Consider the following 17,118-nt stretch of genomic DNA (forward strand, 5'->3'; position numbering starts at 1 on the left):
CTTTAGCCCAACTAGGGCAAGCAAATGACGGACCACTGGAAATCCTGCCAGATAGCCTGCGTTGGCAACAAGATGGCCTGGAAATTCTGGTGCGGGGGGAGCGCCTAGAGGGTCTTGCCAAACAAATCACCGGTACTATAAACCTTACACCTCAACCAGGACAAACACCTTCTGAAGAACCCGTCATTGATGTGCCGGTCGACCTGGAAGTAGTGAAAAACAATCAACTACAGGTAGACGGAGGAAGCAGCCCCTGGCAACTTGACCCCAGCCAAGTAGCTTTTACCTTTGTGGCTTTGCAAATTTCTCCGGAAGGAATTAGCGGCGAACCTCCTCTGGACTTCAACTCCCTGGAACTTACGGCAAACGATGGCAAAAAAGCGATAGTTCAGGTTGCCGAAGGCCCGGTTAAAACAGTGTATCTGGAACGCTTGATCCGCCGGGACGAAACGGGAATTTGGACAGTCACCGGCTACGTCCCGCGCTGACCCAAGCTCATAAAGATATTAAGAGGCCACTTATTTGAAGAAGGAAGCAAGATTTTTTCTTGCTTCCTTTTCTCATTAGCCTTTTAAGGATGGGTATTCCTCATAAAGACTTTTAATTTTTTGATTAATACCTTCTACGTCTACCGATCGGGCTTGCCGACCGGAAAGCGGATACTTTTCTTTCAGCTTGAGGATACGGTATACACTCTCCTCTAGTCGTTCTGTAGAAATTTCTCCTGTCTTAGCCGCATTCTGAAGGGCCTTTACCACTGCTTCTTCTTTGTTGAAATCGTGACAGACCAAAATAATATCACTACCCGCTTGGATGGACTTGACAGCTGCTTCCCCGATATCATAGTTCTCCACGATAGCACCCATGGTCATATCGTCCGTGAAAACAACCCCCTCAAACTTTAACCCCTTACGCAGAATATCAGTGATGAGGACTTTAGAAAAGGAAGCTGGATAATCCGGATCAAGCTTCGGCAGCAGGATATGGGCTAACATGATTCCATCAACGCCATTGGCGATGGCATTGGCGAAGGGCACAAGCTCAAAGCTCTTCAGTCTCTCTAAGTCATAATCAACTCTAGGCAGTCCCACATGGGAGTCCACAGTGGTATCTCCGTGCCCCGGGAAATGTTTGGCCACCGGGATAATATTTTGTTCTTGAATCCCCTTGATGGCTTGAATACCCAGTTTGCTGACAAGCTCAGGTTTGCTGCCGAAGGAACGATCCCCGATTACTTTATTTTTCGGATTACTAAAAATATCTAGGACAGGGGCGAAGTTGACATTCATGCCGAACTCCTTAACTTCTCGTCCAAGTATACTTCCCACCCGCTTAGCTAAGTTCTCATCATTCTGTGTACCAACCAGCTGGTTTGACGGCATCCCTTTAAACTCCGAAGGCATCCGGGATACCCTGCCTCCCTCTTCATCCAGGGCCAAAAATAAGGGTATCTTGTTTGTATTGGTCCCTTTCAATGAATTAATGAGGTTGAGCATTTGCTCAGTATCCCTGACATTCTTCTTCAGCAGCACAAAGCCACCCACATGATAAGTTTCAATTAACTTCTGTGAATTCTCATTTGCCTCATAGCCATCTACGCCAACCAACACTAATTGCCCGACTTTTTCCTCCAAGGTCATTTTCTTAATCTGTTCTTTAAGGGCGTCAACCTCAGGAGTATTTCCCGGGATAATCTTAGAATTACCGGAACTCCCTTGTGGACCCGGCAAAAAATCCTTAGGGTCTTGTACTATACTCTTACCGAAAACTAAATACCCGATAATAAGAGCTAGAGAAACCAAACCAATGAGAACTAAAGCCTTTTTATACATTTGCATCTTACCTTTAGCTTTTTAGTAACCAACACTTTTTCATAGTATAATCTTTATTCTTAATTTTATATGAACTTTACTTTTTATAAATGAAACCTTTGCTAAAGACAAACACTTATAACAATACTTTTAAACGTTTTAGTTCAGCCAATATTTCATAATATTCTTTGTCCAGCTCCTCAATGTCATCTTTTTTTGTGGGCATGGAGATTCTGCTTACTACCTCGGTAAGGCGATTTTGCAAGACAATAATTTCTTTTTCGATTTCCTCTTTATCCCTATCCAAAGGAACTTTACTCTTGCTTGCCAAGAATTTTGCATAAGTCCCCTTGAAGCTTTTGATTTGAAAATCCTCAATAGTCATGATCTGATTAGCAACCGAGCCTATAAAGCGGCGATCGTGAGAGACAAAAAGCAAGGAATGATCATAGTCCTGTAATGCTTCTTCTATTACTTCCAGCGAATTAATATCCAGATAATTGGTAGGTTCATCGAGAATAAGCAGATTATAGTCCTGGCAAAGAATTTTGGCAAAAGAAACTTTTACCCGCTCACCTCCGCTAAGCACATCGACTTTCTTATAAACATTGTCTCCCTTAAAAAGGAGTCGGGCCAACAGTATTCTTACCCAGTTCTCAGGATAGATGCTTTCAGCCATAACATTTTCCAAGATACTTTCGCTTTCATTTAGTATGCTTAAATCCTGACTAAAGTAACCGATCCTTGCGCTAGGGGCTATCTTCAAGGAGTTATCTCGATTCGAGATCATTTTCAGCAGGGTGCTTTTTCCGCAGCCATTGGGTCCGATCAAGGCGGCCTTTGCCCCATTTTCGATTTTGAACTCAGCATCTTGCAAGATTACCTTAGCACCGAAGACTTTATTGATCTTCTTTCCTTCAATAATAACCTTACTATAGAAATTCTGTGTATCGGCTATATCCAGTTTGATTCGTTCAATTTTCTTAGGTTTTTCTTTAACCTCCAGATGCTCAATCCGAGTCTCAACACTCTTCATGGCACGATCGAGATTGGCTTTGGCCTTTTGGTTACCCATCTTATGGAGCCGGGCTTCAGAATTACCCATTCTTCGGGGAGCCTTACGAATAGACTTTACTTTTTCCCGGGATTCGATAACAACTCGCTCAAGGCGCCTTTTTTCCGTGACGTACTGGTCATATTCAAACCGGGCCCTGTCTCTCTCCTGATCCTTCTGCTTGCAGTAGTCACTATAATTGCCTGAATAGATTTTAATTTTTCCATCTTCCACTTCAATAATCTTAGTGCACAATCGATCAAGTAAGTTCCGATCGTGGGAAATCAGAAACACCCCCCCGGAAAACTCGGCAAAATACCGTTCGATTAACTCGATTCCTTCTATATCCATGTTACTGGTGGGCTCATCGGCAAAGATCATGGCACTGTTTTGACTTAAGCAGTCTGCCAGTTTAAACCGGGTCTTTTCCCCTCCACTCATGCTCTCGCTATAATCGGTAGGTACTTTGAATCTGGAAGCCATTTCTGGGCCGATCATCTTATGCTCAGGGGGTTCCAGCTGGGAAAGATAAGAATACTTTCCATAAAGCTTAACCCAGCCTTCATCAGGTTCCAATCTTCCGGTGAGCAGGTTTATCAGGGTTGTTTTGCCAACACCGTTGACACCAATAATACCGATACGATCTTCCGCATAGAGACTTAGTTTATCAACTTCGATAATCAGGCGATCACCGAAGTATTTTTTTACCTTGCTGCATTCTATTAATAAAATAAAAAACCCCTCCTTAATTACCGGAGAGGATAGTTTCTATGCCAATTACGACCCAAAAATACTACATATTCTCAACATGCCCTCAAAAGCTTTCATGCGCATAAAATAGGACAACCGAAAACTATAGTAAAGGTGTAATATAGAGAAGCTACCCACAGAAAATTGCTATCCACTCACAGTAAAATGCATGATTATAAAGCCGTCCTTTAAAACGACTTACCCAAGGCATTTATTGCAAAGTGAATTACTTCTTCATTTTCTGCAGATACCTTACCTTTCTTAAGATTTTTAATTCATGATTATTATAAAAGCATTGTTTACCTTATGTCAAATATTTGCTTGAATGTCTATTGTATTACATCCAAAATATGCTATATTATTAGCAAGGGGTGGAGGAGATGGATCGGGAAGTTATCGAAATTCTAAATCAGATACTTCATAACCAAACTACAATGAGCGAAGATATCTCTTCTATGAAGGCAGATATCTCCGTTCTGCAGAAAGACGTTGGCTCCATGAAAGCAGATATCTCTGCTCTTCAAGCTGATGTAAAGACCCTAAAGAAAGATGTCAATGACATGAAAGGCGATATCTCTGCGCTGCAGAAAGATGTCGGTTCTATGAAAGCAGATATCTCTGCGCTGCAGAAAGATTCTGCTGATTTACACAGCAAAATAGCAAATAACACCATAATGCTGGAAAGCACTAGAAAAGATATCCGAATCTTGGCCGAGGTTCAAAAGAGCCATTATGAGCAAAATCAGCGGGAACATCAAGAAATACTTAATTCAATTAATAATAGAGCAGACATAATAGAGTTAGCTGTTAAAAGCATTTCTACCAGCGTAAGAGAAGTTAAAGTAGAAAATCAATCCTTAGACACTATTCTTGGCCGACATGATCGGGCAATCGAGACAATTAAGCGAAATCTGGCAAAGACAGTATAAGGGCACTTTAAAAGGGAGAGTTCACTACTTTTAAGTAGGAACTACTCCCTTTTTCTCTATCCCATTCCAGGCAATTTACTTATTCTTATTCATCCCCGTATAGATGAATACCGCATCTCTAAGGAACTCGGCTGCGCCTGGTTGCTTCTCATCGTAATATGCAGTGAAGCGAGGATCATCCACATACATCTGAGCTAACCCGGCATGAGCCTCCTTGGAGTAGCTCGGCCAAGAGAAGGTAAGCCATTGGCGATGGAGATTGGCAGTTTTTTGAGCCAGCTCTCCAGCAGGATCACCAGTTTTAAACGCCTCATAAAGGGTTGCCAAAACTTCCTCTCCTAGTTTGGTGAACTCATTATACTGTTCTTTGCTCATGTTCATAAACTTCTGGTTGGATTTTTCCACGGTCTCTTCACCGTACTTTTCGCGGATTTCCTGACCGTACTTAGCCTCGTTCTCTTCAATCATCTTACGTTTAAATCCTTCAAACTTTTCTGTGTCGGACATAGTGATTCTCCCTTCCCTTTGGGCAATGGTCTTCTCGACATTTTCAATGAGCAGATCCAATTGCTCTCTTTTTTCCAGAAGCTTCTCACGATGTTCCCGCAGTGCCTTTGCCCCATCAAAATCAGGGGAAGTTACGATATCTCGAATTCCTTCCAAGCTCATTCCCAACTCCCGATAAAATAAAATCTGTTGTAAGCGGTCAACTTCTTGTTGTCCATAGATTCGATACCCTGAAGAAGAGATTCTAGCCGGCTTAAGAATCCCGATTTCATCGTAGTACCTAAGAGTTCGTGAGCTGATTCCCGCTAAATGAGCTAATTTTTGCACTGTGTATTCCATGCGATCACCTCCTGGCGAGATTAAGAATACACCTTGACGCAACGTCAATGTAAAGAGGAAAATCAAAAATTAGCGAAAAACCTTTAATAGCTCGTCAAAACTATCGATAACTGCATCATAGTTCTCCACCGTCCCAAAGCCGTACCGAGCATAAATAAAGGGTATCCCCGCAACTTGCGCCGCTTTAGCATCTCCACCGGTATCTCCCACATAGACAGGATTTTTAAGTTGATTCCGCTTGATGATCAGCTTAATGTTCTCCCCTTTGGCAAGCCCTGTCCGACCTGGGTTTTCGTAATCGATAAAGTGCTTTTCCAGTTTGTGCGCAAAATAGAAAGCTTCAATATACCCTACCTGACAATTGCTGACGATAAAAAGCTTATGCTCCTGAACAAGTGCTTCTAAAGTCTTCTCTACCTGGGGATACAAAATTCCGCCATGGTTCCTTAGATAATCACACTCGATTTCGCTTCCTCTGGCCATGATTTTCTCTCGGGTCTCTTCATCAAAGTTAGGAAATAGCTTTTCGCCGATCTCGGGGATTTGCAGGCCCATGACACTTTTAATCTGGTCCAGAGTAATCTTTTCCACCGTAAGCCCTTGTTCCTGGGCATATTCGGTTAAGGCCCTATTCCATGTTAATAAGACCGATTCTGTTGCATTCCATAAGGTCCCATCCAAGTCGAAAATAATCCCATCTACATCAGTAAATTTTCTCATTTTCATCTCCTTTCTTTACCAAAAGATCCTTCGCTCATGCTCAGGATGACACGGCGTTTGAACCCCGGCATACTGAGCGTTTAGCCAAGTATCCTAAGCCAATGTTACTTTTCTATCATCAGATGGTGCTTCGTAGTAGTGATGAAATACTCCCTTAGTTTAAATTCAGCACTTCCTTAAGGTCCGCCATAAAGGAAGTGACGGCTTCATCTTTTGTCGCCCAAGAAGTTACTAAGCGAATAGCGGTTCTTTCCTCATCAACTTTGCCCCAAATCTCAAAGCTGTATTTACCCTTAAGCTGAGCTACTACCTTGTTGGATAGTATAGGAAAGATCTGGTTAGAGTCAGACTCGGAGAGAAACACAACCCCTGCCTCTTTTAACTGGTCGCGCAGTTTGTCGGCTAGACGATTAGCATGGGTGCTTAAATCGAAGTACAGATTGTCACGGAAAAGTTCAAGAAACTGAATGCCAATCACCCTTCCTTTAGCAGGCAGAGCACCTTTTTGTTTCATGTGATAACGGAAATCAGGCTTTAAATCCTCATTACAAATCACAAGAGCCTCTCCGAGGAGTGCCCCATTTTTTGTCCCGCCGATATAAAAAGCATCTAGAAGCTTTGGTAAATCAGCAAGCTCCAAGTCATTTCCTTCACTGCACAAGGCTGAGCCTAACCTTGCTCCGTCCATGAAAAAGTAAAGCTTTTTTGCACGGCAGAATTCGCTTAGGTCTTCTAACTCCTTTTTTGTATAGACGGTGCCTATCTCAGTGGTATTGGAGATATAGACCAGCTTGGGTTTCACCATATGTTCATCAGTATGTGCATCAAGCACCTCTTTAATCTTGGTAGGAGTCAACTTACCATTATCCACCTCTACCGTGAGCACTTTATGACCGGTGGCTTCGATGGCACCTGTCTCATGGACAAAGATATGGCCGGTTTGAGCGGCAATAGCAGCTTCATGAGGTCTTAAAAAGGCCGAAATTGCCACCAGATTGGTTTGGGTTCCCCCAGTAAGAAAATGGATATCCACAGTTTGATTTTCCAGTCTCTTTTTCAAAAGTGCAATTGCTTCCCGGGAAAAGCTGTCTTCCCCATAGCCATTTTCTTGGACAAGATTTGACTCCACTAAAGCCTCCAGGATTCGGGGATGGGCGCCTTCACTATAATCGTTTTTAAAGCTGATCATTTTTAAATCTCCTCCTGTCATTTGGGTCACAATTTAACACTGCAGCCTTTGATAAGGATATTGTCTTCATCCATCGTTTCGATTAGCAATAAATTAGCCAATTTTCAGAACCACCGGGGAAGAATCAGTTTGAGCCTATCCTTGATGTAATTCTCACGATTCTTAGTATAACCCTATCCGTAATATCATTAAATACCTTTTGTATTATAACTCCAAGCGGCGAAATAATTAAAGACCCCCTAGCTATATAGCCAAGGGGTTGATTTGAACCAGCCTCTAGTCCACCACTCCGAATAATGACATCAAAGCTGCGAAACAGACCTTGATCTTGATGATAACCATGAAGTTTTTAGTTTTAAGTCAATGTATATCCTGCTTCCCCCAGACGCTGGGTAATCCGCTTTTGGTGTTCAAAGCTTTGGGTCTCCAAAGTCATCTGGACGTGGGCGTAGCGTAAAGGTACTGATAAATCATAACGGGAGTGCTCGATAGTAATTATATTGGCCCGTTCTTGAGCGATAAGTTCCAGAACCTTCTCCAGATTACCGGGTTGGTCTGGTAAAAGCACCTGACAGGTCATGGCTCTGCCTGAGCGTCTGAGTCCCCTCTCGATAATCTCCGCTAGAAAATTCACATCGATATTACCGCCGCTTATGATAAGAACAACCTTTTGACCCGTAAGATCAATTTTACGTTGGAGGGCAGCGGCTACACTAACGGCACCCGCTCCTTCTGCCAGAGTCTTCGTACGTTCCATCAACATCAGAATAGCCTGGCTGATTTCCTCCTCCCCAACAGTCACAATTTCATCAACATATTGCCGGACTGTAGCAAAAGTTAAGACTCCGGCCTTTTTCACTGCGATACCATCGGCTAAAGTATTGGCCTGGGCTAAGGAATCCGGACTTCCGACTTTGAGTGCGTGAACCATGCTTGCACACCCGGCTGCTTGGACGCCGATGATGCGTACAGTCGGCTTTAAGGATTTTAAGGCTACCGCAATTCCTGAGATAAGCCCTCCTCCCCCGATGGGTACCAGTACCGTGTCTACCTCAGGAAGCTCCGCGAAAATCTCAAGACCTATAGTTCCTTGGCCGGCCATTACCTCCAGATCATCAAAAGCATGGATAAAAACGGCCCCGGTCTCTTTCTGGATTTCCAGGGCTTTCTGATAAGCATCATCGAAAACTGCCCCAGAAAGGATTACCTTCGCTCCATATCCTTCCGTCGCGGAAACCTTAGCAAGGGGGGCATTTTCCGGCATCACGATCATAGCCGGAATGCCCATGCGGGAGGCCGCCATCGCCACCCCTTGTGCATGATTGCCGGCGGAAGCGGCAATTACTCCCTTCTTCTGATCCTCCTCCGTGAGGGTGCGGACTTTGTTCATAGCACCGCGAATTTTGAAGGAACCGGTTTTCTGCAGACTTTCCATCTTAAGGTATATTTCTGTGCCGGTAAGGGAACTCAAAGTGTTCGAATGATCCAAGACCGTTTTATGTACATAGGGATGTATTGCTTCTTGCGCCTCTTGAATCTGTGGTAAAGTTAGTATTGTTGACATAAAATGCCCCTCTGCTTTCTGGTAGTCTTCAAAACCATGGGATGGTAAAGCATTATCGCCCTTTGGCAAACTTAGTATATACAGAATGAGCTATCCTCACCCTTTAAAATAAAAACGGGCACTCTTTCTAGAAGTAACCTTCTTTGAGAGTGCCATTTCTATTACCATAGTATTCCATAAAAACCCTCTTTGCATATTGTGTAATATAAAGATAGAGAGGGGGATATTTATGATTTTTTGCGGAGTCGGTATAGGTATAATTGTCATTGCTATCCTTATCCTAATAGCTTTGGGCCTTGTATTCTAATCGGAGATTTTCTTAGCACAGACTGGCTACAGTCTGTGCTGTGATTTTATCCCATCAAGAAACATTTGATGAATTCTTCTGTCTTCATCAAGTTCAGGGTGAAAGGACAGCCCGATTTGATTTTGGTACCGAACACCCACAATATGCCGGTTTACCTCAGCGAGAATTTCCACACCGTCACTTGCGGATTCAATGTAGGGCGCGCGGATAAAGGTCATAGGAACCTTACCCAGATCGCCGAACCCCTCTTCGGTGTAAAAACTGCCCAGCTGTCTTCCGTAAGCATTGCGCCTAACTTTCACCGGTAGGGTACCAAAATGACGGGCTGAATCGTTAGAAAGTTCTTCTGCCAGGAGGATAAGTCCCGCACAGGTACCTAGTACAGGCAAGCCTTTGGCGATCTTTTCCCGTAAGGGGGCAAACATATCCAGTTCCCGGAGCAGTTTGCCTTGGGTGGTACTCTCACCTCCCGGAAGAATCAATCCATCGAGATTTTGACGAGCATCATTTCCATTGCGAAGCTCCAGGAAGTCCACGCCAAGTTCGTTAAGGATTTTCTCATGTTCTGCGAAAGCTCCTTGTACGGCTAATACTCCTACGATCATTTTACTTTCCTCGTTCCGCCATAAGCAGTTCAATTTCCTGTTCGTTAATTCCGACCATAGCTTCTCCAAGGTCCTCAGACAGTTCCGCTAATACCTTAGCATCCTGATAGTTGGTAACAGCTTTAACGATAGCTTGAGCTCTCTTTGCAGGATCTCCGGATTTAAAGATACCGGAGCCCACAAAAACCCCTTCCGCCCCTAGCTGCATCATTAAAGCCGCATCAGCCGGAGTAGCAATGCCACCCGCTGCAAAATTGACCACCGGCAGGCGTTTATGCTCATGAACGTAGAGCACCAAATCATAGGGCACTTGCAGTTCTTTGGCTTCATTAAATAACTCGTCTTCCCTCATATTGGCGATGCGGTTGATTTGACGATTGATCATTCTCATATGCCGTACAGCCTGAACCACATCCCCTGTTCCTGGCTCTCCCTTGGTCCGAATCATAGAAGCCCCCTCGTTAATTCTACGCAGGGCTTCCCCTAAATCTTTGGCACCACAAACAAAAGGCACCTTGAAACTGGTCTTATCAATGTGGTATACATCATCAGCAGGAGACAAGACTTCACTCTCGTCAATATAGTCAATTTCAATAGCCTCTAAAATCTGAGCTTCAACAAAATGACCAATACGGCATTTGGCCATGACCGGAATGGAAACGGCGTCCATAATTCCTTTGATCATCTTGGGATCGCTCATACGGGAAACTCCGCCTACCGCACGAATATCAGCAGGAATCCGCTCTAGAGCCATGACTGCACAGGCTCCGGCTGCTTCGGCAATCTTCGCTTGTTCCGGTGTGGTGACATCCATGATCACGCCGCCCTTTAACATCTGGGCTAACTCTTTGTTCAATTCATACTGTTTGCTATTTAAGCTCATGCTAAAACCCTCGCTTTACTTATTGATTAGTTTGAAGTATACTCAAATCTGGATATATTAAAATGCCCAGATTACCATTATTTTTTATAGCCAATTTGAGTGCGAGGATTGATTATGCTAACATATTCTTTCGAAAATATAGGGTCAGAGAGCATGTATGAATATCTCTATTACTGTATCAAGACTGATATTCTGCAAAAAAAATTAAGGCCGGATGAAAAACTCCCCTCTAAACGAGTCTTTGCCAAACATCTGGGGGTCAGCATAATAACCATCGAAAACGCTTATGCTCAGCTTGCCGCGGAGGGATATATTTACACCCTGCCTAAACGCGGGTATTTTGTCTCCAACTTAGATAAACAAACCCTTCACCCCTCCATTGAAAGGCCCCAAGAAGATCTCAGTCCTAGACCAAAAAAAGAGCCGGCTTATTACGCCGACTTTGTCAAGAATTCCGTCGCCCTCGACTCCTTCCCCTTCTCGGTCTGGACAAAGCTGCTTCGGGACGTCACCGATACAGAAAGTGAAGCCTCGCTTCTCTCCGACACTTCCGTAGGCGGCGTAATGAAGCTAAGACAGGCCATAGCCGAACATCTTTATCAATTCCGGGGGATGTCTGTGGAACCGGAACAAGTCATTGTCGGTGCCGGAACCCAATACCTCTACAGTGTGATCATCCAGCTTTTGAGTCGTGATCGCGTCTACGCTGTGGAAGATCCCGGCTACCCTCGACTAACAAAAATCTATGAGAGCAATGATGTGAAGTGCCGCCCTATTCCTATGGATACCTCCGGTGTTATTCTTGAACATTTAAGAAGCTGTGGGGCTGAAATCCTTCATATTACTCCTTCCCATCATTTTCCCACGGGCATAATTATGCCAGTGAGCCGTCGTTATGAACTTCTCAGCTGGGCCGCTAATCAAAAAGAACGCTATATCATCGAAGATGATTATGATTGCGAGTTCCGTCTTTTTGGCAAGCCTATTCCAACCTTGCAAAGCATTGATGTAATGGAAAAGGTCATCTATATTAACACTTTTTCCAAAAGCCTTGCTCCTACCTTTCGGATTAGCTATATGGTTCTTCCCAAGCATTTAGTGGAACGTTTTTACGCGAAGCTAGGCTTTTATTCCTGCACCGTCTCCACCTTTGAGCAGTTTACCCTAGCCCGCTTCATTACGGAGGGCTATTTTGAAAAACATATTAACCGTATGCGCACCTATTACCGTAAACAAAGGGATGCCATCCTTAAGGCGATTCGGCAAAGTGACTTAACCCCCTTTGTGACGATCCAGGAAGAGGACTCGGGATTGCACTTTTTAATAGAAGTGAACACAGATGTGGAAGATGCGAAACTTATTGCAGCCGCCAAGAGCGCCGGTATCCGCATTTCCTGCGTGTCACAATATTATCACGGTAAGCCCGATGACCGAACCCACAAGATCATCATCAATTACTCCGGATTAGAACCGGAAAAGATTGAGACCGCGATTCAACGTCTGAGCCATAGTCTTGTAGAAGTAATTAAGTAAAAGACAAACCAACGACCTTGCTTTTCACCCTATTGCTTAAAGCCTAGCAAGGTCGGATTTTTTATCTAAACTCACTAACCTGCTTCCACATAAATTCCGGGAGGGAAAAACAACTTTCAAGGATTTGCCCATTTACATAAAGAGTATCAGTTCTTTTAATTTTTGCCGTATCCGGATCGGTATATTTTTTCGATCCTAAAGTGAAGCTCCACAAGCCACCGGGATAGGTAGGCACTACTGCCGTAAACATCTTTGTTTTTGGAAAAATGCCATTAACCCGTTGATAGATCTCCTTCATTACTTCTCCATGGAAAATCGGTGATTGACTTTGGCAAACCATGAGTCCATCATCTGCTAACGCATTATGTAAACTCTGATAAAAACTTTTTTCAATCAATACCTCTGCCGGTCCGATGGGATCTGATGAGTCCACAATGATTACATCATACTTGGTAGTTGTTGTTTGGGCATATTTTACCCCATCATTAAAAATGAAATGGACCCGCGGATCTGATAACCCGCCGGATACCTCCGGCAGATACTTCAGGCAAGCCTCAACCACCATCTGATCAATTTCTACCACATCAATTTGTTCAACGCTTACATATTTGCAGACTTCTTTGGCAACCCCGCAATCGCCGCCGCCAATAATCAGTACCTTTTTCGGGTTAGGATGAATCCCTAAAGGCACATGCGAAATTGTTTCATTGTAAATATGTCCATCCATGGAAGTAGTTTGGACAATACCATCCAATACTAACATGGGGCCAAAGCTATAAGAATCAAGAATCATCACATGCTGAATTGGAGACTTTGCCTCGAAGATAATCTCCTTGATCCGATAATCGATCTTTAGATTTTCCCGTTCATCTTCCGTCATCCATAGTCCATTCTCATTTTCGGATAAAAAACCTGGTAAATTTCTGGTCATTTTTGCCTCCATAACACAATATTCTTAGGGCATCTTGCCCTTATTATTATACCACAAGAAACAACTCCGTTTAGTATATAGAGTTGTCTCGTTTTGGGGAAGGCTTATTTTGTTGTATCTAAAATCAGTCTATCATTTATTTCGGTTTAGATAACCCATTCCCAAAGCAGTAATAAGCCCGGATAAAGAACCTGCAAGGAACATTATAGCCATTACGAAATTGGCTAGATCCTCAAATCCTTCACCGGCCCTAACGAACCTTGCCAAGTAATAAAGGTAGATTGCCATGATCAGACACAAAATCCCCGGCAAGTATTTGAGGGCTTTCATCTTCGGTACAAATCGCCCCAGAAGATAGGTTATTCCTGCCACCACTAAAGCGATTAGCAATAAGATGAGGATAAAACGGTCCATCCTGCCACCTCTTTCCAGGTTATAATTATCCATATACCTAATTGTCCTGATAAAAATTAACATTATTATAGCTTATCCCAACTAGTCCAAACAATGATCCCTAGTTTATCCATCAAATAAAAATCTCTGGGTTAAATTCTAATAATCAGGTAAAATTATAAAAGAACTCAAACGGAGTGTTACTCCACCAAAGATTTTAAAAAAGGAGTGAAAAATATGCTTACAGGAGCAGAAAAAATTACCGATGTAGTAGAAAAATATCCACAAACCGTGGAGGTATTCCAAAGATACGGTATGCACTGTTTTGGCTGCATGGCCGCCCGTTTTGAAAACATTGAGCAAGGCGCCATGGCCCATGGCATCGATGTGCCTGCACTGATCAAAGACCTAAATAAGGTTGTTGCTAACCAGTAGACCCGTGAAAAAGGCCCTCCTCAGGAAAAACCTGAAGAGGGCTATATAAAAGAGGACATCGAGGGCAATAATCAGGCTGTTTACTTCATAACAGCAGTGGGTAGCATCAGAGAAAGTTCGGGGAAGACCACCAGTACGATTAGCATTACTATCATTACCAATATAAACGGCAATACTCCCATGACCACTTCTCCAAGCTTTTCCTTAGCCATCGAACTCACAACAAAGAGGTTAAGACCTACAGGTGGGGTAATCATAGCCAACTCCATATTAACGGTCATGACGATAGCAAAGTGAATGGGATCGATGCCGAGAGATCTCATAATCGGAAGTAAAATAGGAAGAGTAATGAGAATAATGGAGACAGCCTCTAAGAAAGTTCCCATGATGAAAAACATTAGCTGCGTGAAGAAGAAAAAGGCAACGACATTGAGGCTCGATTGACCGATCCAAGTGGCTACTTTATTCGGCACTTGGTTATTGGTAAGGAATAGGGCAAAGACCATCGCTGCGGCAATAATCAGGAAGATCATAGATGTGGTATTGATGGTTTCAACGAGGACAATTCGAAAATCCCTGGGGTGCAATTCCCTATAGACAAAAAGAGAAATAATCAAGGTATAGAAAACTGCCACAACGGCTGCCTCGGTGGGCGTACAAATCCCTGAATATATACTGCCGAGAATCAAGAAAGGCAGAAAACCACCGGGTATAGCCTTAATCGTTGACTTCCACCGCTCACTCCAAGTGGCCTTTTCCGTGTGTCCATAGCCTTTGATTTTGGCATAAACTATAGCTATGATGATCAAGGTGGTAGCAAGGATAAGACCCGGAATTATGCCCGCCATAAATAACTTCCCGATGGAAACGTCGGAGGTTACACCGTAAACAATTAAGGGAATACTGGGTGGAATGAGGATCCCAAGGGTTCCTGAAGCGGCAATCAAACCCATGGTATAGCGCTTAGGATACCCCCCTTTGATCATGGCCGGGAGCATAATGGCACCGATAGCAGCTGCTGTAGCCGGGCTGGAACCGGAAATGGCCGCAAAAAGAGTACAAGCAAGAATAGTTACCACGGAGAGGCCACCCGGCAAGTGGCCGATCCAAGCCCGCAGACATTCGATGAGGTACTTAGACACCCCACCTCTAGCCATGAGCACTCCCGCCAGTACATACCCAGGAATTGCCATGAGTGGTGCGGTATTGATCCCCGCAAACATTCGTTGGGGTATCATCATCAGATTAAAGTCTGAGGTAGTAGCGAAAATCAGAATTGTGGACATGGCTAAACTGATGGCAATGGGGACGTGCAGTAAGAATAGAATAACAAAAACACTAAACAGTAAAGCTGTGGTCATCTGGTTTTACGCCCCTTTCTTGCTCCGCTATCCAGTCTTTCCCGCGATTTTTGAGAGTTTCATATAGTTTAACCGCAAAGCGCAGGGTCAACAGGGAACCCATCAAAGGTAAGATTGCATAAACAAAATATAGAGGTACTCCCGTATCAACAGAGCGTTGTCCTGTTTTGTGAACGAAGGCTACTAGTTCAAAACCATAGCGAAGCACAAAAACGCTGAACAACAGCCCTACGACATGGGCAAAAATAGTAACCATGAATCTCGCTTTCAAAGGTAAACGGTCAAATAGCATATCTACCTTAATATGATGGTTGTCCCGTAAAGCCACACTTGTGCCAATCAGAGTTCCCCATATAATCAACCATTGGGAGATTTCGTCCACCCATGGTTTGGGACTATTAAGGAAATAGCGCATGATAACTCCATAAAAAATGATCGTAACTCCAATAAACAACAATCCCCCGGCTGTAATATCCTCCAGAAAGCGAAACACTTTCCAAAACCGCTTCATCTGAACACCTCTTTTCCGCAAATCACCCATTACGTTGAAATGTGAAGAAACATAGGACGGAATGTTTTATTTTGTTGTTTCTTGTCAGTAAGCTTCTTGTGAAGAAGGGACGGGGAAGCCCGCCCTTCTTCCGAATATGATTAAATTATTTATTGGCGGCCCGTGCGGCTTCGATTACGTCTTTGCCAATAACACTTTCAAATTTGGTAACCACCGGCTCCATCACTTTTTGGAACTCTGCCCGTTGTTCCGGATTCAGTTCTACAACTTCCATACCGGCTTTCTTTAGATTTTCAAAACTTTGTTTATCTAAATCTTCGGCTAATTGAACGGCGTAGTCAGTGGCTTCGGCCATGGCTTTTTCTAGTGCTTGCCGAATATCACCAGGCAATCCGTCCCAGAACTTGGTGTTGACAATGATGCAATAGTCAAGGCGTCCATGATTGGAAACGGTCATGTACTTTTGCACTTCCGCGTATTTTTGGGTATCGATATTGTTAAAGGTGTTTTCGGTTCCGTCAACAGTTCCTTGTTGTAAAGCGGTATAGGTTTCTCCAAAGGCGATAGTGGCGGAGCCGGCTCCGAGAGCAGCGAACTGCGCTTCCAAAACGCTACCGGCTTGGGTCCGGAACTTCAGACCTTTAAAATCTGCCGGGGTTTTTAAGGGGTGCTTACCGTTAACAAATTGCTTGAAGCCGTTTGGCCACATAGCTAACAGGCGCACACCGTAGTTATCTAAGCTATTCATCAGTTTCTTATTAGCATCGCTTTCCCAGAAACGATAAACAGAAGCGTTATCTTTAAATAAGAATGGGAGATCCACATATTGGAACTGGGGATTCATCCCTACTAATTTAGTAATAGAAGGGGCAATAATATGCACATTGCCAGCTTGCACTGCTTCCAGTTCTTCCTTATCACCGTAAAGCTGGGAAGAAGGATAAACTTCCACTGTGACACGCCCATCTGTATACTTTTCCGCCAACTCTTTAAATCTTTCCGCAGCAACGCCTTTTGGCGAGTCAATGGTGGTTACGTGAGAGAACTTTACGATGATGGGATCTGCTTTCTTTTCAGGGCTGCCACCGGCGCTGCTGGAATTGTTAGCATTACCGGAATTATTGGCTTTGCCACTTGATGAAGAAGAGCAGCCGGCTAAAGTCAGAGCCATCATTAAAGTAACTACTACCAATAAGATTAGGGATTTGTTCGATTTCCTCAGATTAAACATCATTCCGCCTCCTCAATTTTTCGGATGTCCGAATTTCGTTTTATCTCTCTATTCCCCTCTATACT

General features: G+C 43.7%; 16 protein-coding genes and 1 pseudogene. 4 read left to right on the forward strand and 13 right to left on the reverse strand.

The window, feature by feature from the left end; translation table 11 throughout:
• Positions 1-488, forward strand: a pseudogene (locus AC1U9U_RS10155) (hypothetical protein); the annotation flags it as partial.
• Positions 489-563: 75 nt separating this feature from the next.
• Here AC1U9U_RS10155 and nagZ read toward each other — a convergent pair.
• The gene (gene nagZ, locus AC1U9U_RS10160) at positions 564-1,832 is read right to left on the reverse strand and encodes a beta-N-acetylhexosaminidase (RefSeq protein ID WP_479960462.1); all 1,269 of its coding nucleotides are present in this window, start codon (positions 1,830-1,832) and stop codon (positions 564-566) included.
• Between the two features lie 115 nt (positions 1,833-1,947).
• Positions 1,948-3,615 (reverse strand): ribosomal protection-like ABC-F family protein, encoded by a 1,668-nt coding sequence (gene abc-f, locus AC1U9U_RS10165; RefSeq protein WP_479960463.1) that lies wholly within the window; start codon positions 3,613-3,615, stop codon positions 1,948-1,950.
• A gap of 380 nt (positions 3,616-3,995) precedes the next feature.
• Between abc-f and AC1U9U_RS10170 the strand changes: the two genes are divergently transcribed.
• Complete coding sequence (locus tag AC1U9U_RS10170; RefSeq protein ID WP_479960449.1) at positions 3,996-4,544, forward strand: hypothetical protein; 549 nt, start codon at positions 3,996-3,998, stop codon at positions 4,542-4,544.
• A gap of 75 nt (positions 4,545-4,619) precedes the next feature.
• Here AC1U9U_RS10170 and AC1U9U_RS10175 read toward each other — a convergent pair whose 3' ends face one another.
• From AC1U9U_RS10175 to pdxS, 6 genes are all read right to left on the reverse strand, one after another.
• On the reverse strand, positions 4,620-5,390 hold the full coding sequence (locus tag AC1U9U_RS10175; RefSeq protein WP_479960450.1) for a MerR family transcriptional regulator: 771 nt from the start codon (positions 5,388-5,390) through the stop codon (positions 4,620-4,622).
• 69 nt (positions 5,391-5,459) lie between these two features.
• Entirely contained in the window at positions 5,460-6,110 is a 651-nt protein-coding gene (locus tag AC1U9U_RS10180) for an HAD family hydrolase (protein WP_479960451.1), read from the reverse strand.
• Positions 6,111-6,264: 154 nt separating this feature from the next.
• On the reverse strand, positions 6,265-7,299 hold the full coding sequence (locus tag AC1U9U_RS10185) for a threonine aldolase family protein (RefSeq protein WP_479960452.1): 1,035 nt from the start codon (positions 7,297-7,299) through the stop codon (positions 6,265-6,267).
• A gap of 355 nt (positions 7,300-7,654) precedes the next feature.
• Positions 7,655-8,863: a threonine ammonia-lyase gene (gene ilvA, locus AC1U9U_RS10190; protein ID WP_479960464.1), complete on the reverse strand. Its 1,209-nt coding sequence runs from the start codon at positions 8,861-8,863 to the stop codon at positions 7,655-7,657.
• Positions 8,864-9,196: 333 nt separating this feature from the next.
• Positions 9,197-9,775, reverse strand: coding sequence for a pyridoxal 5'-phosphate synthase glutaminase subunit PdxT (pdxT, locus tag AC1U9U_RS10195; RefSeq protein ID WP_479960453.1), 579 nt, complete (start codon positions 9,773-9,775; stop codon positions 9,197-9,199).
• Between the two features lies 1 nt (position 9,776).
• Positions 9,777-10,658 carry a pyridoxal 5'-phosphate synthase lyase subunit PdxS gene (gene pdxS, locus AC1U9U_RS10200; protein WP_479960454.1) on the reverse strand — a complete coding sequence of 294 codons (882 nt, stop codon included), beginning with the start codon at positions 10,656-10,658 and terminating at the stop codon, positions 9,777-9,779.
• Positions 10,659-10,772: 114 nt separating this feature from the next.
• Here pdxS and pdxR point away from each other — a divergent pair, with 114 nt between their 5' ends.
• Complete coding sequence (gene pdxR / locus AC1U9U_RS10205) at positions 10,773-12,191, forward strand: MocR-like pyridoxine biosynthesis transcription factor PdxR (protein ID WP_479960455.1); 1,419 nt, start codon at positions 10,773-10,775, stop codon at positions 12,189-12,191.
• A gap of 61 nt (positions 12,192-12,252) precedes the next feature.
• Here pdxR and speE read toward each other — a convergent pair whose 3' ends face one another.
• Entirely contained in the window at positions 12,253-13,122 is an 870-nt protein-coding gene (gene speE, locus AC1U9U_RS10210) for a polyamine aminopropyltransferase (RefSeq protein WP_479960456.1), read from the reverse strand.
• Between the two features lie 132 nt (positions 13,123-13,254).
• Positions 13,255-13,536, reverse strand: coding sequence for a hypothetical protein (locus AC1U9U_RS10215; RefSeq protein ID WP_479960457.1), 282 nt, complete (start codon positions 13,534-13,536; stop codon positions 13,255-13,257).
• A 216-nt stretch (positions 13,537-13,752) separates the two neighbouring features.
• On the opposite strand from AC1U9U_RS10215, the gene AC1U9U_RS10220 reads away from it, so the two are divergent.
• Positions 13,753-13,950, forward strand: a complete 198-nt coding sequence (locus AC1U9U_RS10220) for a DUF1858 domain-containing protein (RefSeq protein ID WP_479960458.1) — start codon at positions 13,753-13,755, stop codon at positions 13,948-13,950.
• Positions 13,951-14,030: 80 nt separating this feature from the next.
• Here the strand turns inward: AC1U9U_RS10220 and AC1U9U_RS10225 are convergent, their stop codons facing one another.
• From AC1U9U_RS10225 to AC1U9U_RS10235, 3 genes are all read right to left on the reverse strand, one after another.
• A complete protein-coding gene (locus tag AC1U9U_RS10225) occupies positions 14,031-15,311 on the reverse strand; it encodes a TRAP transporter large permease (protein WP_479960459.1) in 1,281 nt (426 codons plus the stop codon).
• A complete protein-coding gene (locus tag AC1U9U_RS10230; RefSeq protein ID WP_479960460.1) occupies positions 15,289-15,822 on the reverse strand; it encodes a TRAP transporter small permease in 534 nt (177 codons plus the stop codon). The genes AC1U9U_RS10225 and AC1U9U_RS10230 overlap by 23 nt, the downstream gene beginning before the upstream one ends.
• Positions 15,823-15,967: 145 nt before the next feature.
• Positions 15,968-17,053 carry a TRAP transporter substrate-binding protein gene (locus AC1U9U_RS10235; protein ID WP_479960461.1) on the reverse strand — a complete coding sequence of 362 codons (1,086 nt, stop codon included), beginning with the start codon at positions 17,051-17,053 and terminating at the stop codon, positions 15,968-15,970.
• Between the last annotated feature and the right edge of the window lie 65 nt (positions 17,054-17,118).

The organism is Desulfitobacterium sp., assembly GCF_982384815.1.